This window comes from Oceanobacillus sp. FSL W7-1281 (assembly GCF_037969835.1).
GTDB classification, from domain to species: Bacteria; Bacillota; Bacilli; order Bacillales; family Amphibacillaceae; genus Oceanobacillus; species Oceanobacillus oncorhynchi.
On record NZ_CP150214.1, the window covers coordinates 2,296,448 to 2,322,479 of the forward strand.

A 26,032-nucleotide genomic window follows, 5' to 3' on the forward strand; every position below is an offset into this window, starting at 1 on the left:
ACGTGTAATAGAAAGAGCATGAATTATCTATATAATCATCTCCAGTATAAAAACTAAAAACACCTTCTAAAAGCCATATAAAATTAACGGCTTTTAGAAGGTGTTTTTATAGAACTATATGCAAAATTTAAAATAAAGCTGTGTATAAAACTTAGATATATTCCATAGGGGATATAAAAGGCTGCTAAACAAAATCAAACAGAAAAGTATGAACCAAACCTATATAAAATGCTGCGGAAGTGGGGAATTTATCCTTTTTGGAGCAACTCTATAAAATTTTGAGCAGATTTGGACAAACTGTGATCTTTGAGCCATATCAACCCGACTGGTCCATTTAACTCTATCGCACTTGATATCCGATAAGCATTTACAGGATACCCGCGATATCGTTTCAGTAGAGTTTCCGGAACAATAGATGCGGCGAAGCCAGACGCAACTAGGTCCATTAAAAGGCTAATGTCAGAGCACTCCCCAATCTTATTAGGGTGCAGTTTAAATCGAGAAAATGCCTCTAAAATCAAATAGTGCACACCTAATCCCTCTGTACTTGGAAACAGGAGAGGATAATGCTGGATTTCAGCAAGTGATACTTCTTTATCAAATGATGTCTGCTCCTCAGACGTAATGAAATAAAAAGGATCGTTATAGAGATGGAGAACAGAAAAATCGTCCAAATCTAACGGCATCCGGATAATTGCCAGTTCGACAATTCTGCCCCTGACTAATTGGCAAAGATGGGAGGATTCATTTTGTTGGATTTTATATGTGATTTTTGGGAATTCCTTTTGAAATTGTTCAAGTGTATGTGGCAATTCGCTAACGGAAAATGTGTTAACACCAATAGTGAGTTTTCCATTTACCCCTTTGCCGACCTCTTTTACCTCTGTTTCGGTTTCTTCCATCCATTGAGTTATTTGCAGCGCATTTGTATACAGAGCTTTCCCTGCTTCTGTCATTTCTAAAAATTTACCGCTTCTTTCGACTAATGTGGCACCGAGTTCTTCTTCCATAGCTTTTAATTGTTGGCTTAAGGGCGGTTGGGACATATGAAGTCTTTTAGCGGCGGCAGAAATTTTCCTTTCTTCTACAATGGCAATAAAATAGCGGAGCTGCCTAATATCCATCGTAAACATCCTTTCTATTTTATTGCGGAGAACCGTCTGTAAAACTCTCCTTATAATGAAGTTTCATTTTGTATATGAAAAAAATAAGTAAATGTAATTAAATTAATATTTTTCATATAACTATCCCCATGATAACATATTTATATCGGGGCAAAGGTTATGATAAAGCTGAAATATTTTTAACGCAGTGCAGCTGCCAAAACAGGGGAAGATTTTTCAACACAGAAAGAAAAGAAGGAGGAAATCAATTTGGAACAAAAGTTAATTTCAGCAGCAGAAGAAGGAAATACAGAAACGGTTTTAAAATTAATAGAAGCTGGAGCAGATATTGATGCAACAGATGAACACGGTGTAACCGCAGTAATGGCTGCGACGCAAAAATATCATACAGATACTGTCAAGGCGCTTATCGAACAAGGAGCAGATATAAATATCCGCAATAGCAACCAGGATAATGTGCTTCTATATGCTGGAGCTGAAGGATTTCTTGAAATCGTAAAGCTTGCTGTTGGAGCTGGAGCAGATACATCATTAACAAACCGGTTTGGCGGAACGGCGCTTATTCCTGCTTCAGAACGCGGACATGTTGATGTGGTAGAGGAGCTTTTAATGAACTCTGACACAGACGTAAACCATATAAACAATTTACAATGGACTGCATTATTGGAAGCGGTTATTTTAGGAAATGGCGGGGAAAACCATCAAAAGATAGTCAAGCTATTAATAGACCATGGTGCTGACGTTCATATTGGTGATAAAGATGGCATTACTCCTTTAGAGCATGCAGAGCGTCTTGGTTTTAAAGAAATTGAACGTATTTTGAAAGAATCGGAAGCATAATTGGTAAAACGAAACATCGCAAGGGGGCGGAGTAACATGTCAAAAAGAGAATGGATGAAACAAGCAGTCACATTAGCAAATGAAAATGAACAAAAGCATCAAGGCGCTCCATTCGGGGCAGTGGTTGTCAAAGATGGAAAAGTAGTTGGTGCTGGTGTGAATGAAGTAACAGCAACGAACGATCCGACTACGCATGCGGAAATTCAAGCTGTTCGTAAAGCCTGTCAAACGTTAAATACAACGAACCTTAAAGGGTGTGAGATATATGCCAGTACAGAGCCATGTCCAATGTGTTTAAGTACGATTTATTATACGCAAATAGATACCGTGTATTTTTCTAACCCCAGCAACCCTGATCAAGACTATATATACAATCAGCTTTCCTTATCACATGATGAAAGGGATATTCACATGATTCATTTAAAAGAATGACTAAATAATTCAGCTGAAGCAGAATCTCCAGGTGTAAAAAAGATAATATTAGCCTTAACTGGAACAAAGATGACCGCAAAATCGAAATGGAATAACAGGATAATTCACTACGGAAGGCCCTTTGCGATAACATTTCGCAAAGGGTTTTTTTATTCATCTCAGCTTTCCATATATTAACACTACTATTTAAACGGATTTATGTTGACCATAGGAATATACGTTCGTATAATGAGTATACAAACACCTATTCGTATTAGGAGAGAGTATGATGAAAAACATTATCATGATGGATTATTCGAAGGAACCTCGGCGGGACATTATATGTATAGATGTCAAATCTTTTTTCGCAAGCGTAGAAGCTGCCGAACGTAAGCAGCATCCTTTAAAATCCCGGATTGCAGTTGTATCCAAGCCGGATAATCAAGGCGGTTTGGTGTTAGCCGCTTCTCCTTTAGTAAAAAAAGAGTATGGCGTGAAAACAGGAACAAGGATTTATGAAATCCCGCAGAAAGCAAATATAGATATCGTGGAGCCTCGTATGGCAGTGTATTTACAAAAGAATATGGAGATATTACGTATTTTTAAGCGTTATGTAGCGAAAGAGGATTTACTTGTTTATTCTATTGACGAATCGTTCCTCGACGTAACGAAATCACATAAACTTTTTGGCAGTACGCATGACATAGCGAGGAAAATACAACGTGATGTATGGAGAGAGTTGGGATTAGTGTTAACTGTGGGAATAGGGGATAATCCGCTTTTAGCAAAATTGGCACTCGATCATCAGGCAAAGCATGACGAACAACGAGGCTTTATTGGGGAATGGCGTTATGAAGACGTTCCATATAAATTATGGAAGATAGAAGCCTTAATTGATTTTTGGGGGATAGGACAAAAAACGGAAGCCAATCTAAATCGGATAGGGATTCGAAATATGTATGATTTGGCTCAATATGATATTGCCAAATTAAAAGAAAAGTTCGGTGTGATTGGTCAACAGCTCTATTTTCATGCACATGGAATAGATCGAACCGTGTTATCGGACACGTACACACCGGAAAGTACCTCCTTCAGCAGAAATCAGATACTAAACAGAGATTATTCGGTTAAACACGATATTGAAACGGTTATTCGGGAAATGACGGATGAGAATGTGGCAAGGTTAAGGAAGCACCGGCTCATGACAGGTGTTGTCAAGCTGACCATTGGATATTCGAGAGATACGGTACTAGGCGGGTTTAGCCATCAGATAAAGATTGAAGCAACGGATTCATCCAAAAAATTAAAAGCGCACATGCTGTTTATCTTTCATAAACATTATAAAGACAATATGCCCGTAAGAGTGATTAATGTTACTTTTGGAAAACTTCAAATAAAACAATCATTGCAACTGAATTTATTTGAATCAGCAGAAGAAACAATAGAAAACGAAGAACTGGATAAAACGATTGATTTTGTGAGAAGAAAACATGGTTATACTTCCCTGCTGCATGCTTCTAGTCTGCTTAAAAACGGAATGGCGAGATACCGTGCGAAATTGCTTGGCGGTCATCGGTCTGGAAAGGAAGAGTGAACGTGGAAAAAATATCGATTACACGAGTTACACCTGAACAGTTCGGGTATAAAGACAGAGGAATTATGAAATGGTTAGGAATGATGTTAAGCGACCATTCAGAAGCGCTCAAAAAAGAAGAAATGAATGATCATCTAATCGAAGTGAAAGCAAAAGAAGAGATGACCGAGGAAGCAATTGCAAACGTGTTGAACCAAGCTTTTGTAACGAATTCTCCTGTTTTGATTCAAGCGAATGTGATGCGAAACGGGAATTATTATAAGGACTTGGAATGTAAAGTATCTGGATATGGAGAAGGTCAGATTCATCTATTTTTAAAAGATGGGCGGGTGACGAATTGTTCCATAGAGGAAATAAGAAATGTGGAGTTTATGAACACACTTGACTGGTATGATAAAAGAAAATGATTAAGAAGTTATTTTTTGAAATCATTTGCTGAATCACTGGAATATTTGTAATATAATAAATAAAAGAATGAATACTAAAGCTATAGGAAAAGGAGAAATATATGGACGGACTTAAAGGGAAAAAAGTTGCTGTTGCTGCATCTCGTCAGGCAAAAGCAATTGATACACTAATCAGTAAACATGGCGGAAACACAATTCAATTACCGATTCAAGGAGAGTATCAGCTGAATGATTCGATTTGTCAGCAGGATGTAAAAAAGCTTGTAGAAAACACATTTGACTTTGTCATACTAACTACTGGAATAGGAGCAGAAACGTTAGAACAATCCGCACAGAAACTCAATATCCATCATAGCTTCATAGATAAACTAAAAAATTCGACACTTGCCATCCGCGGCAGCAAAACAACAAAGTGGCTGAAACAGCATCAACTGACACCAGGCATTCTTTCTGCAGATGGAACAATGGAGAACTTGATTGAATCATTACCTCCTGCAAAAGAGAATGAAGGAAAACAAATTTATTTGCAGACATATAATGAGGATGACGTATATTTAAAAAGAAGTCTGGAGCAGCTGGGTTATGATGTTTATTTATCTAAACCCTATTCTTATAAAGAACCAGACCAACAGATTTTATCGATACTAAAAGAAACCATTACCTCTCAAAATGTAGATGTTGTTGTTTTTACCAGTAAAACACAGGTGCGAAATTTATTTATGAAGGAGGATAAGGAGAAATTGGCGGAAGCCTTTAATCAAGGAATTTTAGCAGCAGCGATAGGAAAGGTGACTGCGGCTGAATTAGAGAAGAATGGCATTGAGAAAGTATTTCAGCCGAAGAAACCTAAAATGGGAGCGATGGTTGTAGAACTAAATAAACAGTTCTCATAGAATATATAGTGAAAAAAGCTTCGAATATTTTGATGGCATTCTATTTCGAAAACCATTCGTTTTAAATAGGCTTTTGCGCTTCTTTAAGTACTGTTTATTTTAAAGCACTCCTTTTAACTAGAAACGAGATAAAGGAGTGCTTATCCTACTTGATATACTGCTTAAATTAAACATGTATGCAGATTTTTTGTCTGATAGGGAAAAATCTCCTGATTCCCTTTCAGACGAACGACCAGATCTGGATTAGCTATAAATAATTGTCCGAATGCTACCAAGTCTGCCTGATTACCTCCAATAATGGACGCCCCTTTTTCAGGTGCTATATTTCCAACAGCAATAAGCGTTTTATCCCAGTATTGCCTGAATAATTCATGAAGCGATTTTTGATTATGTTGAAGCATATCACCGTAGTTTTCTACCGATGGATGGACAATTTTTAGTTGATGCTTGGAAAGAATCCCTGTTATAGCGCATACCATTTCTTCTGGATGCTCCCATACATAATCCTTATCATCATCTTTTTTTTCAGAAATTCGAATGCTGATTCTATTTTTAGGAACAACCTTCTTTACTTCTTTAATAATTAAATCTAAAAATCGCAGTCTATTTTGTAAGGAACCTCCGAACTCATCCTGACGGTCATTTGTTTTCTCATTGATAAATTGATCGATCAGGTAACCATGCGCAGCATGTATCTCAACTCCGTCAAATCCGGCTTCCATCGCATTTTTTGCTGCATCCTTGTAATCAGCTATTATTTGATAAATTTCCATATTATTTAAAGCTCTGGGAGCTTGGAAAGGTTTCCTCAAACGATGCACATGTCCGTTGGCACCGATAGGAGAGGGCGCAACAGGAGCATTCCCTTTTAGAATTTCCGGATGACTTACTCTGCCAACATGCCAGAGCTGAGCAAAGATTTTTGTTTTATATTGATGAACTTCCCGCGTGACTTTTTTCCAGCTTAAGATTTGACGATGCGTATATATCCCTGGTATCCCATAGGTTCCTTTGGCCAGTTTGTTGATGGCGACACCTTCCGTAATGATTAATCCTGCCCCGTACCTTGCCCGTTTTCCATAGTAGTCTGCAATCAAGTAATTCACTTCACCTGTTTCGTTATCAGCAAATCCTCTTGTCATTGGCGCCATTACAATTCTATTATCTAATGTTAAGTTTCCGATTTTATACTTGGAGAAGATAGAACACGTCATATTTATCACCTCATATCAAATTTTAATTCGGTACTGAATTGTTTACAATGGAATGATTAAAGTATATGCTATGGAAAACTTTAAATTTTAAAGTAATTGGAAAGCTGGTGAAAAGGATGTTGGATCATATCGATCATCAAATATTAGATTTATTAAAAAGAAATGCCAGACTTACCTATACAGAAATCGGCAAGCAAATAAATATGTCATCTCCTGCTGTGAAAACAAGGATAGAAAGGTTAGAAGATTATGTAATAAAGCGTTATACGGTTGAGGTAAATAATAAAGAGCTCAATAAAGGAATCCATGGCTTCGTTTTATTTAAGACCAAAAGCTGTGAAAAGTTAATGAATTACTGTAAGGAGAATAGTAATATAATAGATTTATGGAGAATTGGCGGAGAGTATAATTACATGGCAGAAGTTGTTTGTGAAGAAATGGAGGAGCTGGAGCAAATCTCTAAGGATACCACACATTTTGCTTTTTCAAATATACTATCTGTTCTGGGAAATCATCCTGTTAGTAATGACTAAAAATAGAAACGCATCAAAAAACCTGGCGATTTCAAATAAAATCATCAGGTTTTTAATATTTTAAGTAATGTCAGCTTCCATCTTTACGGATTCATTTTTCCCACGTCACATATCATGTTTTACATGCATCTCAATAGGAAACATCTTTTGCAATATGAAGAAATTCCTTTACAGCCGGTGACGCTTCCGCAATAGATTGGCAGGCAAGTGCTACTTCACGGCTGTTTCGAATCGTTAAATTACTGACCTTTATGTTTTGCTGCGTCTTTAAAAACAGCTCAGGACCAACCGTGACCCCCAGGCCTTCCTGCACCATATTCGCAATCGTTGTACAGTCATGCACTTCAAAACGAATAGAAGGTTTTATTTGTGCTTCTTCAAACAATGCTTCTACATGGGATTGATACATCCCCGTGGGCATAATAAAAGATTCTTTCGCTAATTCAGCCATATCCACTGTATCCCCGGATTGAAATCGATGTGCCGGATGATAGGCAACCACCATATCATCTTTGATAAGAGGGACAAAATCGAAATTTGGATTAGCTTCTCCTTTTACAACAAATCCAATATCAATCACTCCAGAGCTCAACCACTCTGTAATTTCTTCGTAGGTGCCTTCGTAAAATTTAAATTCTATTTTCGGATGTTTTTTCTGGAATTTGGCAAGCAGCTTTGGCAATAAGCAGGAAGAAGCACTTGCAAATGTACCAATGCGAATGATACCAGTCTCTAAGTTAGTTGCCAGAGCGATTTCTTGGTGAATACTTTCCATTCTCTTCAATACTTCCCGGATATGAGGGAGCACTTTTTGTCCTACTTCCGTCAGGGTTATTCCTTTTCTGCGGTCACGAATGAATAAAGAAACATCCCATTCAGATTCCAAACTGGCAACTGCATGACTTACTGCCGATTGTGTCATATTTAATTTTTCAGCGGCAGCGGTAAAGCTTCCCAATTCAAATACGGTCGCAATAATTTCAAAACGAACAATGCTCATGAGTAATTACTCATCTCCCTTATTAAAAATATCAATTTTACTTATGTTAACACGGGATTTACAATAAATTCAATGTCTAAATAAGGGAGAGGATACAAAATGAAAAACAATATAAACCAATTTACAATTATTCTTTTGGCCTTAGGAGCTTTTGTAACAGGAACAGGGGAGTTTGTGGTTTCAGGATTATTGGAACTGATTTCTTTTGATTTGGATATTTCTATTTCAACTGCCGGACAATTGATTACGATTTATTCCTTATCTTATGCTGTTGGCGCTTTGGTATTGGTTATCTTAACCTCTAAATTTGACCGTAAGAAGGTCCTTTTATACGCCATCGTTATGGTTATTCTAGGAAATCTGGTTGCGTTTTTCAGCTATCATTTTATCGTTCTTATGCTGTCCAGAGTTATCCAGGCAATGAGCGGAGGATTATTTATTGTAGTAGCTACCAATTATGCTGCTCAAATTGCAGCACCTGAAAAAAAGGGAAGCGCCATGGCAACAGTGCTTACGGGTTTTACTATCTCCTTAGTACTTGGGGTACCCTTAGGAACATTTTTAGCAGGATATGTAGATTGGCGGTATATTTTCCTGATTATTGCACTTGGTACGGTATTGTTATTAGCAGGACTGTATAAATTATTGCCGGCTATTGAAGGAAACCAGCCGCTGCCGTTTAAACAGCAATTGCTGATTATCAAAGATAAACGGGTGCTTACGGGGTTATTGACGACCATTTTTTGGATTTTAGGGTATACAATGGTCTTTGCCTATATTGCTCCATTGTTAAGTAATACAGCTGGCTTTTCCATAGAGATGACAAGTATCGCTTTATTTGTTTTAGGAGCTTTTGCTTTTATCGGCTCCCGTTTTGGAGGATACGCGGTAGATAAATGGGGGCCTGATCGAACCATATCGCTTAGCTTATGTATCCACATTATTGCGTTATTTGTTTTGGCATTGACACAATATACCATGACAGGCGTATTTATCACGTTGGCAGTTTGGGGAATAGCAACATGGACAACCACGCCGGCAAAGCAATTTTATTTAGTATCTTTAAAGCCGCAATCATCTGAAACCGTACTGAGTTTTAATACTGCATTAATGAATGTGGGAATGATGTTAGGTTCTGCGCTGGGCGGTCTTATTATTCAGTATATAAATATCGTCCATTTAAGCTGGATTGCCGGATTATTTGTAATTATCGCGTTTATTTTCATCCGGTGTTCTTTCTACTTAAACAAAAACGGGCAAGGTATTTATGAAATGAATGAATAGATAAAAGAACCCCAACGATTCTCTGACAAGTTGGGGTTCTTTTCCTTGAATAAAGGTTTATTCCTGAATAGTTACATGAGGACATCGTTTTTTTAATTCCGTGATAAATTCTCTTCTATTCTTTGGTGAAATCTTTACACTGCCAAGGATGGCTGAATCGTAAAATAATTCAAGTCCATTCCTGGCAGATAGAATGCGATAACCAGTAAAGATATCTTTTGTCGGCGAAATTTTCCTTATACTTTGATAAGCGATTTTACTCTTGAATGGTCCGCCTTTTACTAACAGATAATTGTCATAAAAAATATACTTGATCGAAAAAGACATCCATAACAAGGCTCCTGCTAAAATAATAAAGATAGCAGTCATTATTATGACGATGCCCATGGATGCCTCTTTATCAATGAGTGGAGGTAAGAGCGTTACGGCACCTATTAATAAAACCACAATGGACATAATCGTTACGAAAAAACCGTCTACTTTTGAACGAAAAATCATGGCGCGTTCCCACCTTTCTTGCAGTTGTTTTCCAAATATATTTTCTTATTGTTTCTATCCAACCATTATAAGGGGTTTTTCTCTTTATTTCATTCACCCCAATGAAGACTCTGCTCTTTCATCAATGAAATCATTGCTTGCATAGCAGGGGAGAGCTGTTTGTTTTTATGGTTCACAATAAACGTAGCATTTCCTGTATGGTTTAATGAAATAAATTCACCTAGAATTTGTTCGGAAGCAAGTTCCTTTTCTACCGCGAAATAGGGCAGGATGGAAAAACCGAGTCCGGAAAGCACGCATTGCTTAATTGCTTCCAAACTGGAAAAGTTTAATGTATTTTTTGCCTCGATTTGTTCTTCCTGTATATATGCTTCCAGCATGCTTTTATAACTGCAGCTTTCTTCGGTGGAGAGAATCGTATTTTCACTATCTTCTGGGCAGACAGGCCATACCAGAACAGTCGATTCATCCTTTATTTTTTCAATCGTCAGCTCTTTATCAAACCAGACATTTCTTTCCAAAACAAAGGCCATATCAATTTGTCCGTTCTTAAGCGCGGCAGAAATCTCCTTATTTTCAAGAGAACGTAAAGATAACGACACATCGGGGTATCTTTTTTTGTACTCCATCAGAATGGACGGAATCCTGTATTGTGAGAAGATTTCTGTAACTCCGATAACAAGACTGCCCTTTGGCGCATCATTCATATTCATGGTTTCCGCTGCTTCATTGTATAAATCAACGATTTTAACAGCATATGGGTGAAATTGGGTTCCGTAGTTTGTCAGAAATACTTTTCTGCCAATACGGTCGAATAAAGGTTTTTTTAATTCCTTCTCCAGCTCCTTCACGTGTACCGTCACCGATGATTGTGAATAATCCAGATATTCCGCTGCCCGTTTAAATCCGCCTTTTTCCACGATTGTTTTAAACGTGATTAAATGACGTAATTCCATCTATTTGTCCTCCTTGATGAATGGTTTAATATTATTAAATCATTCATTTAAAAAGATTCGTTTTATTAAACTGTTATGTATTAGTATAATCAAATCATGTTCTGTTGGAAAGGGGGAGAGCAGAAAAACTTAAAAATGAAAGAGAGGGCTTTAGATTGAAAGAAAGATATCCAACATTATCACAGCCGGCTACATTATTAGGGTTATTTATTCTTTTGTTAGCCGGTTTTATGACCATTCTTGATCTTTTTATAGTGAATGTGGCAATTCCGAGTATACAAGGAGATCTGGGGGCAAGCTTTTCACAAATCGCTTTTATCGTTGCTGGTTACGAACTTGGTTTTGGCGTGCTTTTGATTACTGGAGGCAGGCTCGGGGACCGTTTTGGGCGCAGGCGTCTGTTTATCGTGGGGATGTTTGGCTTTACTATTACATCTGCATTATGCGGGCTGGCAATTAATCCAGATATGCTAATCATCGCCAGAGTACTTCAAGGCCTGACTGCTGCGATGATGCAGCCGCAAATCTATTCTTCCATTCAGGTCAATTTTTCAGGCAGGGAAAGAGGAATTGCTTTCAGTTTGCTCGGCATGGTATTAGGCCTTGCTGCCATTGCGGGGCAAGTGCTAGGCGGTTTTATTGTAGAAGCCGATTTTGGAGGACTCGGCTGGCGGATGATTTTTTTAATCAACATTCCAATCGGCATTTTCTCCATTCTTATGGCGCGGTTCATCCCGGAATCGCATGCTCCGGAGCGTCCACTGCTGGATTGGGGCGGAGTAGTTATTGTCAGTCTTGGACTGATTTTATTTCTTGTCCCGCTTATTGAATCACAGAATCATGGCTGGACGATATGGAGTTTCTTATCCCTTGCTGGGGCAGCATGGATACTATTTGGTTTTTGGCGGCATCAGGAGAGCCGGCGCCTTACTAAAAGGCAGCCGCTGGTAGATACCATGCTTTTACGCCAATCCCGGTTTGCCATGGGCGGCAGTCTTGTCTTGCTGATATATTCTACTTCGTCCGTGTTTTTCTTGTGCTATGCGTTATTAGTACAAACAGGGCTGGGTTTAAGTCCGCTTTCCGCCGGGGTTCTTTTTGTGCCCTGCAGTATCGGATTTACTGCTGCTTCGATAGCAGCGCCCCGCCTGGTAGAACGTTTTGGAACGATGACGATCTTTTGGGGCGCTGTCTTTTATACCTTTTCCTTTGCTGTGTTAATCTGGCAAGTATGGACTGCAGGAGGCGATTTGGTAGCTGTTCATTTAATTACAGCACTTGTTTTTGTAGGGATTGGCCAAGGATTAGTCATGACACCGCTCTTAAATCTGGTATTAGGGTTTGTAGAAGAAAGCAAAGCAGGCATGGCCTCAGGGATTATTTCTACTTTACAGCAGGTTGGCGCAGCTATCGGCCTGGCAGCAGTAAGCATATTTTTTGGGAGTGTTGTTGCTGATGCTGATGGGGGAGACAGCGGTCTATATGCTTCTGCTTTCGTCAGTGCGATGTTTTACAATCTTATTGCCTCATTAGTTTCCGCAATTCTGCTTTGGAAAATGGCAAAAGAGCGGGCGGAAGGAAGCTGATTTATTGTTTTAATACTATAAAACAGATAAATGGGAGGATTTTGTTAAAAAGCACTATTCTTTAATATGTACTTCTTTATTGCTATTTGGAATTGACGGCTATCATTTATCTGCTTGATTAACATTTAGTTTTAATTTAAGTAAAGGATAACCATGGTATATTTTATGCTTAACATTTGAAAACTGAAGTAAGAAGAAAAACAGATCATTTGTATCATTTATTAAAAGATAACAAGTGGTCTGTTTTTATATTTTAAAATTCACTCTCCAAACCTGCATCTCAATTATTTACTGCAAATCTCTAAAGCATTTTTATTTTTCTCCATAAATTCCTCATGCGTAAAACCCCATGCACACATATCTCTTAAAATAGGCTCCAATGATTTTCCATGTGCTGATAAAGAATATTCTACTCTTGGCGGAATTTCCTGGTAGACAACACGATGAACCAGTCCGTCTTTTTCTAACTCCCGAAGCTGCTGTGTAAGTACCCCCTGCGTTATTTCAGGCATGAGGCGTCGTAATTCTCCGAAGCGTTTTGTGCCCTTTTCTAAAAGGATGAATAAGATATGCGGTTTCCATTTACCGCCAATTGCTTGAAGCGCAGTTACAATTCCGTATTTTGATAAATCGTCCAAAAGAACTTTCCTCCTTATAGTAAAAGCTGTCAGTCACTATTTCATACGAAGTATGTTAACCATACCAGAGAAAATAAAGAAAAGTAATCAATTTGCCTTACAGAATGCTAAGTTTGTAGATATGGATAAAAAATTATAAAGCTGAACTTCAGATGGGGCTTTAATTGTACCCTTTACCATACTGAGTATGAAAAATATGTCTACTTTTCAAGTGAAATCCTGCTCGCCATAATGAAAGATGTCAACAGTCAGTAAGCAGAGGGGGATAAATCAATGACATTACCATTTAAGAATAAAATTGCATTTGTTACTGGTGGAAGCCGGAAGTAGAAAGAGGTACGGAAGAAATTAAACAAAAAAATTTGGACGATATACATGAATTTGTACGGAACATCATAATGTAACACTTATTTTGTACTGTACCGGAGATAAAAATATAAATTTGGAGTGAATACAATTGCCTTTTGCAGTTTTTATATTAGGTTTTCTTATATTTTCACAAACAACATCAGAATTTATGGTGGCTGGAATTATGCCATCTTTATCCGAAGAATTTGGCGTATCAATTGCAGCCATCGGTTACCTTATTTCAGCATACGCAGCAGGCATGATTGCAGGTGGACCGGTTCTAACCATTGCTTTACTAAAGGTTCCGTTAAAGAAAGGATTAATGACTTTAACACTTGTCTTTCTGATTGGACAGACCATTGCTGCCGTTTCTCCCAATTATGAAGTGATGATGGCGGCGCGTGTCGTACAAGGGATAGCTTCTTCCGCAACGTTTGGAACAGCAATGTCGCTTGCTTACCAGCTTGTCCCCGCTCATTTACGAGCACGGGCTGCTTCTGTCGTATTAGGCGGATTAATGATTGCAACTGCTGCCGGAGTCCCATTTGCGATGGTGTTTAATTTGTATTAAGGCTGGCGTGCCAGCTTCTGGGCGGTTGTTGTCTTAGTATTTATCGCAGCTATATTCGTACAGTTCCTGATTCCATCCTTTGAATCACAGCAAAAAGAAAGTATCAGTGTCAAAAAAGAAATCAGTTCCTTTAAAAACGGTTGGTTATGGGCTGCCTATACGACGAATGTATTTATTATCGGTGCTACCTTTGCGGCATTCAGCTATTTTACGCCAATCCTGACTGAAGTCACAGGATTTAGCGGTGGTGTTGTTCCTTTTATTCTAGGAGTCTATGGTGCAGCAACGGTTATTGGTAATATTATTGTCGGCAGATTAGCAGATTTGCATATGATGCCTGTCATGACGGTTGGGCTAGTTATTCTGACAGCTGCACTGATTCTGTTTGGATCCTTTGTGGAAATTCCTGTCATCGCTGTTGCCGCAGTTATTATCATCGGTTTAACCGGAGTGTCTTTAAATCCTGCGATGGCGAAACGGGTTTTAAGTGTTTCAAATACAGGAACGCTGGTAGCCACAGTAAATAACTCTATGATTAATCTTGGACTAATGATCGGTTCATCTGTTGGCGGATTAACGATTGATGCCAGGTTTGGAGTCACTTCTCCTTTATGGGTTGGCGTTATCCTGGGGATTATTGGATTGACTACATTGCTTCCGTTTATTCGAAGGGATAAATTTACTGTAAATGCTTAGCAAGGAAATAAAGTCATTTGTGAAATTCTTCTAAAACAAATTGTTGAACTCTGCTTACATTTATATGTCTCATCCAACATCAGAAAGCAAACATCGTTTTATTTTTTAAATCCCGGGAATAGTTTTAAATAACGAAGCCATTATTTTGGAGGGATTATTTTGAAAAAAATAGGCGTTGTTTTAGGACTGTTTTTATTTATTTTCGTATTGGCGGCATGCAATAATACAAATGAAACAGATTCTGAAGAGGAAACACCGTCAAATAATGAGGCAGATTCAGAAGAAGATGGAAATGAGACAGATTCAAACAAACCTGAGGAGGATGCTGCATCTGATGAGAATCCGGCGGAAAACGAGGAGGAAAACAACCATTCCGATAACGAAGCAGAAGAGCAGGACTATACAGAAGAACAGGTCTCCGGTGATTACCTGATTCACGCTGAGTGGCTGGATGGCACGGATTTATTGCTTTACTTCACGCGGACAGCGGATGAAATGACACGTGAGGAGCGTATACATCAATCATTAATGGAAAGTGATCCTTCGCAACGTGATCTATTTTCTGCTACGACCAATTTTGAGGTCGACGGAACAGCAGTAAACTTATACTATAATGAAGATGATGATTTAAGTATGGCATCCACGGAATCGGCGATGTTTTGGGAAGCACTGAATGAGATTGGCTTTCGGTATGGCTTGGATGAATTTAACCTTTTTAATCAGGATGGAGAGAGAGGACTTACTTTTGCCGAAAATCATTGGGAAGAACCGGTCGAAATCGAGCAAGAGCCGAATCGCGGATACTATGTTATGTCTCCAGAAGAAACAGAGCGGGGGGAGCACACGTATATCAGCGGGGCTGTAGCGGAAGAAGAAATCGCTGCGGAGGATGGCGAGTTATTTGATTTTGACCAGACAATTGAAGCGATGGCAACCACAACGAACGACAACGGGTCTTATCACTCCGGAATCTACGAAGGCCTGGAAGTCGAAGAAGCAAGGATTGATGGGGATCAAGCGGTTGTGACATACCATATCAATGATGATGCAGAACCGACTCAACAAGAACGTGAAGATTTTGAACAGGTTCTTCAACTAACTGCGCTTGATTTTCAGGTTGAGGAGCTCCGGCTGGTAAATGAAACGGATCAAGTTATTTCCACCTACCCTTTATTGAATGAAGCAGGTGACAATAATGGCACAGCAGAAGAGGATGATAACCAATCCGAAGATACTTCAAACGCAAATGAACAGGAGGAAAATACCGAAATAACGGAAGAGGATGCGACAACAAACGTGTTTGACTATGTAGATGAGCATAGCGACACTAACCGGGAAGATGTGAAAGCCATGGTACAAGATGACGAGGACGAAGAAGGCTATTATACTGTTCAAGCATTTGTATTTTCAGGAGAAGAAGGGGAAGAGCAGATGACGAACACCATAGGCTGGTATCTGGTAGATAAAGAAACCGGGGAAGTCAAAGAAAAGGAGCTTTAACGAACAGAATAGCTTGATGGTTATTCATATAGAAAGAACTTGTTTTGATTATTTTTTCAAAATAGGTTCTTTCTATTTATTTATCAGAATATTATTGCACACCAGGAAGAACTTGTATATATTGATAGTACAACATGACAGATTACTAGCTTATATTCCATCTGATTTATTGAGATTTATAAAGTTGAAGGAGGAGACAGTGTGGAAGAAAAGATAGAAAACGCAATACAAGATATTTATCCCGATGATTTTTCCTGGTGCTACGGATGCGGCCGATTAAATAAAGATGGTCACCACCTGCGGACTGGATGGCAGGGAGATAAGACAATTACCTTTTTTACGCCTGATTCAAAGTACATGGGAATCCCGGGTTTTGTTTACGGCGGGTTGATAGCTTCGTTAATGGACTGTCACGGGTCCGGATCCGCTGCACTTGCTTTACACCGCAAAAATGGGAATGAAATTGGTGATGGTTCGATACCGCCCAGATTTGTCACGGCAGACCTCCATGTGGAATTCCTGCAGCCAACTCCACAAGATACGCCGCTAAAGGCGGTTGGAACAGTGGAAGAAATCCATCCCAAAAGATGGAAGGTCCATACAGAAATCTTTGCAGATGATGCTCTCTGCGCACGTGGAGAGGTCGTTCTTGTCGTTATGCCGAGTACGTTTTTAAAATAGAAATTTGTTTCGAATATCATGCAGTAAAGTGTGTTAAGTTAACATAATGGAAGTTAGCAAAATCCCAAATACCAAGTTACACTTTTTTAGAAGTGAGTTGTTATTTTTTTAGCAAAAGGAAATTACCGAATAAGTCTCGATAAGCCTGTACCAAAAGGGAAGGGACGTATAACTAGGGACGACTTGGCTACATCGATGATAGATCAGTTGGAAAATCCAGATTCTATCGGCAGCGTTGCTTATGTTTGCGCCAAATAAATAAAAGTTAAATTGATTCATAGATAAAAAGACTAGCAGTTTCCCGCTAGTCTTTCCACCTTAATTACGAATTAAGTGATCAAATGCACCTAAAGCCGCAGTGGCTCCAGATCCCATTGAAATAATGATTTGTTTATATGCGCTGTCTGTGCAGTCTCCTGCAGCGAATACGCCAGGAATATTCGTGGAACCGCGTTTATCTACAATGATTTCTCCAAATTTGCTGCGTTCCACCGTGTCTTCCAGCCATTCCGTATTTGGCACAAGGCCAATTTGTACAAAGACACCGGCAAGTTCGATGCTGTGTTCTTCTTCTGTTTCACGGTCAACATAGCGAAGACCTTGCACTTTTTGATCACCATGGATTTCAGAAGTACGAGCATTTGTGATAACTGTTACGTTTGGCAAGCTATATACACGCTCTTGTAAAACCTTGTCTGCTTTCAGTTCTGGAAGGAATTCAAGAACTGTGACATGCTTAACGATTCCGGCTAAATCAATGGCTGCTTCAATCCCGGAATTACCTCCGCCGATAACCGCAACATCTTTTCCTTCAAAAATCGGTCCGTCACAATGTGGGCAATAAGCAACACCTTTATTTTTGAATTCTGCTTCCCCAGGGACGCCAATATTTCTCCAGCGTGCACCGGTGGAAAGCACAACTGTTTTACTTTTCAGTGTTGCGCCATTTTCTAGTTCTAACTCAAATAAGTCTTTTTTCTCCAGCGATTTAGCACGCATCGAGTCCATGATATCTACTTCATAATCACGAACATGCTCTTCCAGGCTTGCTGCCAATTTCGGACCTTCTGTATATTTGGTAGTGATAAAGTTCTCGATGCCCATGGTATCTTGAACCTGTCCGCCAAATCGTTCTGCTACGACACCGGTACGAATTCCTTTTCGTGCTGCATAGATAGCTGCGCTGGCGCCAGCAGGACCGCCGCCGACAACAAGCACATCAAATGCTTCTTTATCGTTCAGGCCGGATACATCCACAGTTGTATTTCCTAATTTTTCAAGGATGCTTTTTAGGGTTTGACGTCCGTTAACAAAGGATTCCCCATTTAAAAAGACAGATGGAACAGCCATCACGCCATTATCGTCTGCTTCTTCTTTAAATGCAGATCCTTCAATCATAGTATGCGTAATTGCAGGGTGAACCACGCTCATTAAATTTAACGCTTGAACCACATCAGGGCAATTATGGCAGGAGAGGCTGACATACGATTCAAAATGCAGCGGCCCCTGTAATTGCTTGATTTGTTCCAGGAGCTTCACATCTGCTTTCGGCGGCCGTCCGCTTACTTGTAATAAAGCAAGGACAAGAGAAGTGAATTCATGTCCAAGTGGAACGCCGGCAAAAGCGATACCTGAATCTTCTCCAGGACGATTTACGCTAAAGGTCGGAGTGCGCGGGAAATCACCTTGTTCAATCGTGATTTTATCAGACATTCCTGCAATTTCATTGACCAGTTCTTCTGCTTCTTTGGAAACATCGTCAGCGCCAAAGCTTACTTTGAGTACAATGTCATTTTCCAATAGCTGCAAATATTCTTTAAGTTGTGATTTGATTTCTTGATCGAGCATAGTAAACCTCTTTTCTCTATTAAAATCGGAAAAACTAAAATAAATCTCTTTGTTCATAGCTGTCTCGGAATTTCCCCTGATGGAGAAATCTGCATCAATAGACTGTATAACACAAAGGAAGTTCGACGCACGTAACGCCGAACCCCGTTTAAATTAAAATACAGCCGTTAATCGGCTAACTGTGCTTTCTTAGATTTTTCCTACTAAATCAAGGCTTGGTTTTAACGTTTCTCCATCTTCTTCCCATTTAGCAGGGCAAACTTCATCTGGATTTTCACGTACATATTGTGCCGCTTTGATTTTATTGATTAATGTGCTGGCGTCACGGCCGATGCCATCAGCATTAATTTCTACAGCTTGGATAACGCCATCTGGATCAATAATAAATGTACCGCGGTCAGCCAGTCCTGCATCTTCTCTTAATACTTCAAAGTTACGGGAAATTTGCTGAGAAGGGTCACCAATCATCGTATATTCAATTTTGTTGATAGCATCTGATGCTTCATGCCATGCTTTATGCACAAAATGTGTATCTGTAGAAACAGAATAAACCTCTGTACCAAGATTTTTTAATTCAGCATATTGATTTTGTAAGTCCTCTAATTCGGTCGGGCAAACAAAAGAGAAGTCTGCTGGATAGAAACAAACAACGCTCCATTGACCTTTGAAATTTTCTTCGGATACATCTACAAATTCACCTTGATGAAATGCAGTTGCTTGAAATGGTTGTACTTCTTTACCTATTAGTGACATAATGTATGTCCTCCTTGCAAAATAGTAATCTTATAATTATTGATTTTTATTAATGAAAACAATAATTATAATCTAATAATAATTATTATAAATTAGAGATAATTTGTCAAGGAACCCAAGTGAAAAAGTGCATTATTTCACTTGAATTATTAACAAATTGTGAACGAAATAAGCTGTCTTATGTTGTTCTTTTATTCTAAAATTGAATAACTAATTGAGAATAGAGTATAACATTTGCGAACGGATTCGGCAAATGAAAAAGGGGCAATTTGTGTTTTTCTTCACAGGACTGCAAAGAACAATTCCAGAAACAGATAAAAGCAGGGGCGGCGTTTCAAAAGAAATCATAGAAGGGCGTCATAGAATAGAAAGGCTTCATCTATTTGGCCGCCGTACAATAATTTTAAAATATTGTTTGCCATACAATTATTGTGTTGTATGGTTTTTTCATTCGTGATAAGCTATCTAAATATTATGATTGTTACTAAAAAAGAACTGTATTAGTATGAAGGCGGGATAAAATGGCGAAAGATGATGAAATGAAATCTGGAGATAATTCAGCTTGGCTGCAATCTTACATTGATTCTCCAGAAAAACAAAAGCAATTGTATAAGAAAACGTTAATCGTTGTAATTATGTCTCAAATATTTGGCGGTGCAGGTCTTGCGGCCGGGATTACCGTAGGAGCACTCCTGGCTCAGGATATGCTGGGAACGGATAGCATAACAGGGATTCCTACAGCATTATTTACCTTAGGATCTGCAGGGACAGCGTTATTTGTAGGACGGCTTTCTCAACGCTACGGACGTCGTTTTGGACTTTCAGCAGGTTTTTTAACTGGAGGGATAGGCGCCATTGGTGTCGTTATGGCAGCATTAATGAACAGTATTGTCCTTTTATTTATTGCGCTGTTTATCTATGGGGCAGGAACAGCCACCAATCTGCAAGCGCGTTATGCAGGAACAGACTTGGCAGGTTCAGCACAACGGGCTAAAGCTGTAAGTATGGCCATGGTTTCTACTACATTAGGCGCTGTTGCCGGACCGAATCTGGTGGAATTTATGGGGGATGTTGCGATATTTCTGAGAGTACCTGCTTTGGCAGGCCCATTTATATTAGCTGCAGCAGCTTATATACTAGCAGGATTGATACTCTTATTTTATCTGCGTCCTGATCCGCTGCTTGTAGCGAAAGCCATCTCTAATGCCGAGAAAGGCAACAGCCATTTGAAGTCAGAAGAAAACACGGGCGGGTTACCTAAAAACAGAAAAGGTATTTGGGCAGGAGCTGCAGTAATGATTTTAACGCAGTTTGTTATGATTGCTATTATGACTATGACGCCGATACATATGGGGCATCACGGACATGACCTGCAGGCTGTCGGCCTTGTGATTGGTTTTCATGTTGGTGCCATGTATTTGCCTTCTTTAATAACCGGGAGCTTAGTTGATAAAGTTGGCCGTGCTGCGATGGCTGTTGCCTCCGCGGTTACACTGCTTGCTTCTGGTGTTTTAGCTGCTTTGGGGCCCGCGGATTCGATGGCAGTACTTATTACTGCGCTCGTGTTACTCGGTCTTGGATGGAATTTTGGTTTGATTAGCGGAACCGCAATCCTGGTAGACGCTACTTCATTAGACAGCCGAGCGAAGACGCAGGGAACCGTAGATGTCTGGATTGCTTTGTCCGGAGCGTTAGGGGGCGGAATATCTGGTATGATTGTAGCAAATTCCAGTTATGCATTTCTTTCCATTGGCGGTGCGATTCTTTCATTACTGCTTATTCCTATCATTATTTGGGCAGATATTAATAAACAGAAAAGAGCTTCATAGAGTGATGCGAAGGTTATTATTCTATACATCTTTTGGAATAAAAATGAAATAACACATATATCTATCTAAAATGCTTGAAACTTTTAACCTCAAAAGTTCAGGCATTTTAGATGCTCTCAAAACCTTATGAAAGGATGCTATCTAGTAATCGTTTAAGAATAAGCAGGCCATGCTCGAGCTCTTCAGTTGTTTCCGGGGCACAAACGGCAACTCTTACAGCTCTTTCTGGAGAACTGTTACCAACTACAAAGCGTTCTGCTGCATAAACTTGTACACCTTGCTGTGCGGCAAGCAATTCAAATTGCGCACCTGTTATTTTTCCTGGCAACAGCACCCAGCGGAAGATGCCTATATCAGCCCCCAAGCATGTGTAATCAGCCAAACAACGGTCAAAAAGTTCATTCCTGCGGATCGCTTCTTGCCGATGTTCTTCGATTAAATCTTCAAACTGGTTGGATACAATGGTTCGTGCTGCCAATTCTGCTAATAAGGGAGAGACGGATATATTTAAATTATATAGTGCTTTTGAAATGAGCTCCTTATATTGTTTTGGCGCCGCCACATAAGCTAATCGCAGCCCTGGTGCTATGGACTTTGATAAACTGGCAACATAAATGGTCTGTTCAGGTGCAAAAGCTGCAATTGCCGGATATGTTTTTTTATGATGAAGGTTATATGTCGCATCTTCTATAATAATCTGATTATACTTTTTGGCAATCGCTGCGATTTCTTTTCGATTTTCGACAGGCATACAGCTAGCAGTCGGATTGTGATAGTCGGGAACTATATATATCCCTTTGATATGTTCGTTTTTACAGGCGTCTTCAAAAGCAGAGGGGCTCATGACATGATTCTCTGCTTTGATTGGTACGATGTGTATTCCAAACATTGCGGCAACCGTTTTTAATCCAGGATAAGTATGGGAATCAGCGCCAATACGGTCGCCGGATTTATAGAGACTGGCTAATATAGCCGTAATGGCATTTTGTCCACCATTTGCAAATAAGATATGGTCAACAGCCGTTTCATAGCCGCCTCTTTTGATAAATTTTACGGCAGCATCTTTTTGCCAAAGACTGTCTCCGGCACGGCCATAACCAAACCATTTTTCATAGTCTGTTTCTTGTGTCATACTTTTTAATTGAAGCTGAAGCAGTTTATAAGAATCATTATCAGGCAATGTAGCACCCATTTCGATTAAGTGCTTTGGCTTTGTATCCTCAAGTAAATAGGCATTGGATAGTGCATCATACGCTACAAAAGTTCCGCTGCCGACAGATGAACTTAACAAGCCCTTTAACCCGCACATTTTAAAAGCTTTTGAAATGGTACTTAAATTTAAATCTAAATAATCAGCCAACTCTCGCTGAGGGGGAAGCTTTGTGCCCGGCAATAAATTTCCATTTAGTATATCACCCTCCAATTGCTGGGCGAGAGTTTGATAAACTGGCTTTTTGTTTTTATCAAGCAATGGTTTCCAAGACATCGGATAGTTTTCAAAAGAATTAATAGACATGTTCCTCATCCTCTTATACAATTTTACGCGGTTTATTTCGACAGATTTTTACAATCTCGATGATTTCTTAAAATACCGAATAACATCCTTGCTTTATATTGTATAAGCATATTCATCCCATCTGCAATTATTTTTTTGAATTTACTAAACTTCATGACGATTTAATGCCTTAAGAAGCAATTGCAATTGCAGAGCAAATCGCCAATCCTGACATACTAAAAACCAAATCTGCCAATAAAATGAGGTTTGGTTTTTAGTATGGCTGTCATTATCGAACAATCGGCAGCTCTGCTGCGTCTTTTTATATCAGCGGACAAGCAGCTCCGGATTTAATGCATAATCCACGTACTCTTTTGCGATTTTTGCAAGCTGTTCATCCGTTTTTGAGAAGCAGGCACTTTTAATTAAACATTGTTACTTATAAGAAACCAAATGGAGTAAAGGAAGTTATCTATATATTTAATTGAATTGGCTGTTTATAGAAGACCTGATTGTCATAGAATGTTAGAAATAACAGCAATCCAATCTTCGTATTTTTTGACTTATAAGGTATATGACCATCAGAGAAAACATATAGATGTAATAACGAATTAAAAACTAGTAAAAGCACCATAACGTTTAGAGAGGACATAGAAAAAATAATTAGCTTGAAATAATGAAAGGATACGTAAATAGGAAGTTTTAGAACGTATCCAAAGCAGAATCATTCCTTTCCCATCCTGATAACTCACTCAAAATGAGTTTTTTACATTCTAGTTGTAACATTTTAATTGTTTTAGAAAGGCGGGAGTAAAATGGCTGAAGAGTCAAAGGGTTCTAAGATGTCACGCAGAAAATTTGTAAAGAATTCCGGGTATGTAGCAGGAGGTCTTATCGGCGGCGGTTTGATAGGATCTGTGTTTGGAGCAAGCTTTGGTGGTAGTGGAACGAAACAGCCAAATGCACCTACTGTAAAAGAAGAGGAGAATTTCAACCAGGCATTAATGTATTTCACAAGACATGCTGATTTTAATACGCTTGGTGCAGCGACGGAGCGTATATTTCCAGAAGATGATAATGGACCTGGCGCGCTAGCTCTTGGAGTTCCCTATTTTATTGATCATCAGTTAGCAGGAGCATATGGAAATAATGATAAAGAATATATGCAAGGTCCCTTTCGTAAGGGAACCCCTTTTCAAGGCTATCAGTCTGCATTAAAACGTCATGAAATCTTTATACAGGGAATCCGTGCATTAGAGCAGGAAAGCCAAAATGATTATAAGGAGTCTTTTATAGATTTGGAAGGAGAACAGCAGGATAAAATATTGCAGAAATTTGAAAATGACGAAGTAAAATTAAAAGGGGTTGCGTCCTCTGAGTTTTTCAAAATGCTGCGTGCATCCACACTCGCAGGTGCTTATGCTGACCCTTTATATGGCGGAAATGATAAAATGCGCGGTTGGAAAATGAAGGAATATCCAGGCAGTCAAATGAGTTATACCGATAAAATTGAGGATGAAAGCTTTATAGAAATGGAACCAAAAGCATTAAACGATCATTTGCAATACGATGAGGAGGCTGTTGATATGGCAAAGAAATTGGACAAGGTAGATGTTGTCACTGTTGGGGTTGGCTGGACAGGCGGTATTCTTGCCGCAGAGTTGACAAAGGAAGGATATAAAGTCGTTGGTCTGGAACGAGGCGGTGACAGAGGAACAGAGGATTTTCATATGGTTCATGATGAATACCGTTACGCTGTCCGTTATGGGCTGATGCAGGATACCTCGAAAGAAACCATCACATTTCGGAATAAACGGGATGAACATGCACTGCCCATGAGACAATTAGGTTCATTTCTTCTGGGAGAAGGTGTCGGCGGTGCTGGTGATCATTGGAATGGACATACGTGGCGTTTTTTGCCATATGACTTGGAAATCAAATCGGAAACAGATAAAAAATATGGAAAGGACAAGCTGAGCGACGATTATACATTACAGGACTGGGGCATCACTTATGATGAATTAGAGCCTTATTTTTATAAATTTGAACAAACTACCGGCATCAGCGGAGAAGAGAATCCAATGGGAGCTCCTCGGAAGAACGATTATCCGACAGGCCCAATGAAAAGCACTCCCATCTTGGATCGCTTTAAAAAAGCTGCTCAGAATTTAAATCTTCATCCCATCCAAATGGCTTCCGCAAATTTATCGGAGGCATACGAAAATCCGGATGGAGAAACAATCAACGCTTGTCAATATTGCGGTTTCTGTGAGCGATTTGGTTGTGAGTACGGAGCAAAGTCAAGCCCGAATATTACCGTTCTCCCTACTGCAAAGAAAACAGGAAACTTTGAATTGCGGCCTGATTCTAATGTGGTCGAGGTACTTTATAATGATGGCCAGGCAACTGGTGTCCGTTATGTCGATGTGCAGACAGGAGAAGAATTTGAACAACCTGCAGATGTTGTCATCTTAACCAGTTATGTATTAAACAATACGCGTTTACTGCTCCAATCAGAAATTGGTGAGCCTTATGATCCAGAAACAGGAAAAGGCGTCATTGGGAAGAATTATTGCTATCAAATCGGCGCTGGCGCGACGGGCTTCTTTGAAAATGAAAAGTTTAACACTTTTATGGGGGCAGGCTCGCTTGGAGCTACTGTAGATGATTACAATGGAGATAATTTCGATCATAAAGATTTAGATTTCATTCATGGCGGTTCCTTATCGATTACACAAACTGGACGCCGGCCAATTGAAAGCAATCCAGTACCTAATGGCACGCCATCATGGGGGAAGGATTTTAAAGAGCAGTCACTGCATTATTTCAACCGCTCTCTTTCTATTGGCGCACAAGGAGCTTCCATGCCGCATCGCAACAATTACTTAAGCTTGGATGAAAACTATAAAGATGCATATGGTAATCCTTTATTGAAGTTAACGTACGATTTCACAGAGCAGGACCGAAACTTGCATCGCTATCTTTCGGAAAAAGCCGGGGAGATTCTAAAAGAAATGGGTGCCGATCACGTGGACATCAGAGAAATCAGCGAACACTATGATATCGTCCCATACCAGACGACCCATAATACGGGCGGTGTCATTATGGGGGCTGATCCAGAAACCTCTGCAGTAAATAACTATTCACAAATGTGGGATGTCGATAATCTATTTGTTGTCGGTGCTTCTGCTTTCGCCCATAATGGCGGCTACAACCCGACTGGTACGGTTGGAGCACTGGCGTATCGTGCTGCGGAAGGAATTATTAAATTTCTTGATGAAGGAGGACAATTGGTCCAAGCGAGTAAAAACAGCCAGCATGTTTAATGATAGA

Annotated in this window: 21 protein-coding genes and 2 pseudogenes; 14 read left to right on the forward strand and 9 right to left on the reverse strand. The window is 39.5% G+C overall.

The genetic code is table 11. The features are described 5' to 3' along the window. Positions 1–248: 248 nt before the first annotated feature. Complete coding sequence (locus tag MKX55_RS11410) at positions 249–1,124, reverse strand: LysR family transcriptional regulator (protein WP_339238272.1); 876 nt, start codon at positions 1,122–1,124, stop codon at positions 249–251. 249 nt (positions 1,125–1,373) lie between these two features. On the opposite strand from MKX55_RS11410, the gene MKX55_RS11415 reads away from it, so the two are divergent. The 5 genes from MKX55_RS11415 (at position 1,374) to MKX55_RS11435 (ending at position 5,269) form a co-directional block, all read left to right on the forward strand. Next, the gene (locus tag MKX55_RS11415) at positions 1,374–1,964 is read left to right on the forward strand and encodes an ankyrin repeat domain-containing protein (protein ID WP_339238274.1); all 591 of its coding nucleotides are present in this window, start codon (positions 1,374–1,376) and stop codon (positions 1,962–1,964) included. A gap of 36 nt (positions 1,965–2,000) precedes the next feature. Beyond that, a complete protein-coding gene (locus MKX55_RS11420) occupies positions 2,001–2,396 on the forward strand; it encodes a nucleoside deaminase (protein WP_339238275.1) in 396 nt (131 codons plus the stop codon). A 286-nt stretch (positions 2,397–2,682) separates the two neighbouring features. Next, entirely contained in the window at positions 2,683–3,969 is a 1,287-nt protein-coding gene (locus tag MKX55_RS11425; RefSeq protein WP_339238515.1) for a Y-family DNA polymerase, read from the forward strand. Positions 3,970–3,971: 2 nt separating this feature from the next. After that, entirely contained in the window at positions 3,972–4,376 is a 405-nt protein-coding gene (locus MKX55_RS11430; RefSeq protein ID WP_339238276.1) for a hypothetical protein, read from the forward strand. A 101-nt stretch (positions 4,377–4,477) separates the two neighbouring features. Then, positions 4,478–5,269, forward strand: coding sequence for a uroporphyrinogen-III synthase (locus tag MKX55_RS11435; RefSeq protein WP_339238277.1), 792 nt, complete (start codon positions 4,478–4,480; stop codon positions 5,267–5,269). Between the two features lie 161 nt (positions 5,270–5,430). Here MKX55_RS11435 and MKX55_RS11440 read toward each other — a convergent pair whose 3' ends face one another. Beyond that, positions 5,431–6,483 (reverse strand): alkene reductase, encoded by a 1,053-nt coding sequence (locus tag MKX55_RS11440; RefSeq protein WP_339238279.1) that lies wholly within the window; start codon positions 6,481–6,483, stop codon positions 5,431–5,433. Between the two features lie 116 nt (positions 6,484–6,599). Here MKX55_RS11440 and MKX55_RS11445 point away from each other — a divergent pair, with 116 nt between their 5' ends. Next, positions 6,600–7,016, forward strand: coding sequence for an Lrp/AsnC family transcriptional regulator (locus MKX55_RS11445; protein WP_175297061.1), 417 nt, complete (start codon positions 6,600–6,602; stop codon positions 7,014–7,016). Between the two features lie 130 nt (positions 7,017–7,146). Here the strand turns inward: MKX55_RS11445 and MKX55_RS11450 are convergent, their stop codons facing one another. After that, on the reverse strand, positions 7,147–8,016 hold the full coding sequence (locus tag MKX55_RS11450; RefSeq protein ID WP_339238281.1) for a LysR family transcriptional regulator: 870 nt from the start codon (positions 8,014–8,016) through the stop codon (positions 7,147–7,149). A 99-nt stretch (positions 8,017–8,115) separates the two neighbouring features. Here MKX55_RS11450 and MKX55_RS11455 point away from each other — a divergent pair, with 99 nt between their 5' ends. Next, positions 8,116–9,300, forward strand: coding sequence for an MFS transporter (locus MKX55_RS11455; protein WP_339238283.1), 1,185 nt, complete (start codon positions 8,116–8,118; stop codon positions 9,298–9,300). Between the two features lie 57 nt (positions 9,301–9,357). On the opposite strand, the gene MKX55_RS11460 is transcribed toward MKX55_RS11455, so the two are convergent. Beyond that, entirely contained in the window at positions 9,358–9,798 is a 441-nt protein-coding gene (locus tag MKX55_RS11460) for a PH domain-containing protein (RefSeq protein WP_339238284.1), read from the reverse strand. A gap of 89 nt (positions 9,799–9,887) precedes the next feature. Beyond that, complete coding sequence (locus MKX55_RS11465; RefSeq protein ID WP_339238286.1) at positions 9,888–10,754, reverse strand: LysR family transcriptional regulator; 867 nt, start codon at positions 10,752–10,754, stop codon at positions 9,888–9,890. Positions 10,755–10,909: 155 nt separating this feature from the next. Here MKX55_RS11465 and MKX55_RS11470 point away from each other — a divergent pair, with 155 nt between their 5' ends. Continuing rightward, the gene (locus MKX55_RS11470) at positions 10,910–12,340 is read left to right on the forward strand and encodes an MFS transporter (protein WP_339238288.1); all 1,431 of its coding nucleotides are present in this window, start codon (positions 10,910–10,912) and stop codon (positions 12,338–12,340) included. A 284-nt stretch (positions 12,341–12,624) separates the two neighbouring features. On the opposite strand, the gene MKX55_RS11475 is transcribed toward MKX55_RS11470, so the two are convergent. Beyond that, positions 12,625–12,978: a winged helix-turn-helix transcriptional regulator gene (locus MKX55_RS11475; protein ID WP_339238290.1), complete on the reverse strand. Its 354-nt coding sequence runs from the start codon at positions 12,976–12,978 to the stop codon at positions 12,625–12,627. Positions 12,979–13,435: 457 nt separating this feature from the next. Here MKX55_RS11475 and MKX55_RS11480 point away from each other — a divergent pair. From MKX55_RS11480 to MKX55_RS11490, 3 genes and pseudogenes are all read left to right on the forward strand, one after another. After that, positions 13,436–14,593 (forward strand): annotated as a pseudogene (locus MKX55_RS11480) (MFS transporter). 159 nt (positions 14,594–14,752) lie between these two features. After that, entirely contained in the window at positions 14,753–16,093 is a 1,341-nt protein-coding gene (locus MKX55_RS11485) for a hypothetical protein (protein ID WP_339238292.1), read from the forward strand. 201 nt (positions 16,094–16,294) lie between these two features. Then, positions 16,295–16,774 (forward strand): PaaI family thioesterase, encoded by a 480-nt coding sequence (locus tag MKX55_RS11490; protein ID WP_339238294.1) that lies wholly within the window; start codon positions 16,295–16,297, stop codon positions 16,772–16,774. A 318-nt stretch (positions 16,775–17,092) separates the two neighbouring features. On the opposite strand, the gene ahpF is transcribed toward MKX55_RS11490, so the two are convergent. Further along, entirely contained in the window at positions 17,093–18,622 is a 1,530-nt protein-coding gene (gene ahpF, locus MKX55_RS11495; RefSeq protein ID WP_339238296.1) for an alkyl hydroperoxide reductase subunit F, read from the reverse strand. 189 nt (positions 18,623–18,811) lie between these two features. Next, entirely contained in the window at positions 18,812–19,375 is a 564-nt protein-coding gene (ahpC, locus tag MKX55_RS11500) for an alkyl hydroperoxide reductase subunit C (RefSeq protein WP_042534036.1), read from the reverse strand. 521 nt (positions 19,376–19,896) lie between these two features. Between ahpC and MKX55_RS11505 the strand changes: the two genes are divergently transcribed. Continuing rightward, positions 19,897–21,204, forward strand: coding sequence for an MFS transporter (locus tag MKX55_RS11505; protein WP_339238298.1), 1,308 nt, complete (start codon positions 19,897–19,899; stop codon positions 21,202–21,204). A gap of 124 nt (positions 21,205–21,328) precedes the next feature. Here MKX55_RS11505 and MKX55_RS11510 read toward each other — a convergent pair whose 3' ends face one another. Further along, complete coding sequence (locus MKX55_RS11510; RefSeq protein WP_339238299.1) at positions 21,329–22,720, reverse strand: PLP-dependent aminotransferase family protein; 1,392 nt, start codon at positions 22,718–22,720, stop codon at positions 21,329–21,331. 983 nt (positions 22,721–23,703) lie between these two features. Between MKX55_RS11510 and MKX55_RS11515 the strand changes: the two are divergent. Further along, positions 23,704–24,171 (forward strand): annotated as a pseudogene (locus MKX55_RS11515) (gluconate 2-dehydrogenase subunit 3 family protein); the annotation flags it as partial. A 114-nt stretch (positions 24,172–24,285) separates the two neighbouring features. Continuing rightward, entirely contained in the window at positions 24,286–26,025 is a 1,740-nt protein-coding gene (locus MKX55_RS11520; protein WP_339238517.1) for a GMC family oxidoreductase, read from the forward strand. The last annotated feature ends 7 nt before the right edge of the window (positions 26,026–26,032 follow it).

What these genes read in the sequence shown, in the direction of transcription:
- MKX55_RS11465 (WP_339238286.1), bottom strand. Translation starts at nt 10,754, where the DNA reads ATGGAATTACGTCATTTAATCACGTTTAAAACAATCGTGGAAAAAGGC.
- MKX55_RS11440 (WP_339238279.1), bottom strand. Translation starts at nt 6,483, where the DNA reads ATGACGTGTTCTATCTTCTCCAAGTATAAAATCGGAAACTTAACATTA.
- MKX55_RS11455 (WP_339238283.1), top strand. Translation starts at nt 8,116, where the DNA reads ATGAAAAACAATATAAACCAATTTACAATTATTCTTTTGGCCTTAGGA.
- MKX55_RS11425 (WP_339238515.1), top strand. Translation starts at nt 2,683, where the DNA reads ATGGATTATTCGAAGGAACCTCGGCGGGACATTATATGTATAGATGTC.
- MKX55_RS11520 (WP_339238517.1), top strand. Translation starts at nt 24,286, where the DNA reads ATGGCAAAGAAATTGGACAAGGTAGATGTTGTCACTGTTGGGGTTGGC.
- MKX55_RS11450 (WP_339238281.1), bottom strand. Translation starts at nt 8,016, where the DNA reads ATGAGCATTGTTCGTTTTGAAATTATTGCGACCGTATTTGAATTGGGA.
- MKX55_RS11510 (WP_339238299.1), bottom strand. Translation starts at nt 22,720, where the DNA reads ATGTCTATTAATTCTTTTGAAAACTATCCGATGTCTTGGAAACCATTG.
- MKX55_RS11505 (WP_339238298.1), top strand. Translation starts at nt 19,897, where the DNA reads ATGGCGAAAGATGATGAAATGAAATCTGGAGATAATTCAGCTTGGCTG.
- MKX55_RS11420 (WP_339238275.1), top strand. Translation starts at nt 2,001, where the DNA reads ATGTCAAAAAGAGAATGGATGAAACAAGCAGTCACATTAGCAAATGAA.
- MKX55_RS11445 (WP_175297061.1), top strand. Translation starts at nt 6,600, where the DNA reads ATGTTGGATCATATCGATCATCAAATATTAGATTTATTAAAAAGAAAT.
- MKX55_RS11410 (WP_339238272.1), bottom strand. Translation starts at nt 1,124, where the DNA reads ATGGATATTAGGCAGCTCCGCTATTTTATTGCCATTGTAGAAGAAAGG.
- ahpF (WP_339238296.1), bottom strand. Translation starts at nt 18,622, where the DNA reads ATGCTCGATCAAGAAATCAAATCACAACTTAAAGAATATTTGCAGCTA.
- ahpC (WP_042534036.1), bottom strand. Translation starts at nt 19,375, where the DNA reads ATGTCACTAATAGGTAAAGAAGTACAACCATTTCAAGCAACTGCATTT.
- MKX55_RS11435 (WP_339238277.1), top strand. Translation starts at nt 4,478, where the DNA reads ATGGACGGACTTAAAGGGAAAAAAGTTGCTGTTGCTGCATCTCGTCAG.
- MKX55_RS11460 (WP_339238284.1), bottom strand. Translation starts at nt 9,798, where the DNA reads ATGATTTTTCGTTCAAAAGTAGACGGTTTTTTCGTAACGATTATGTCC.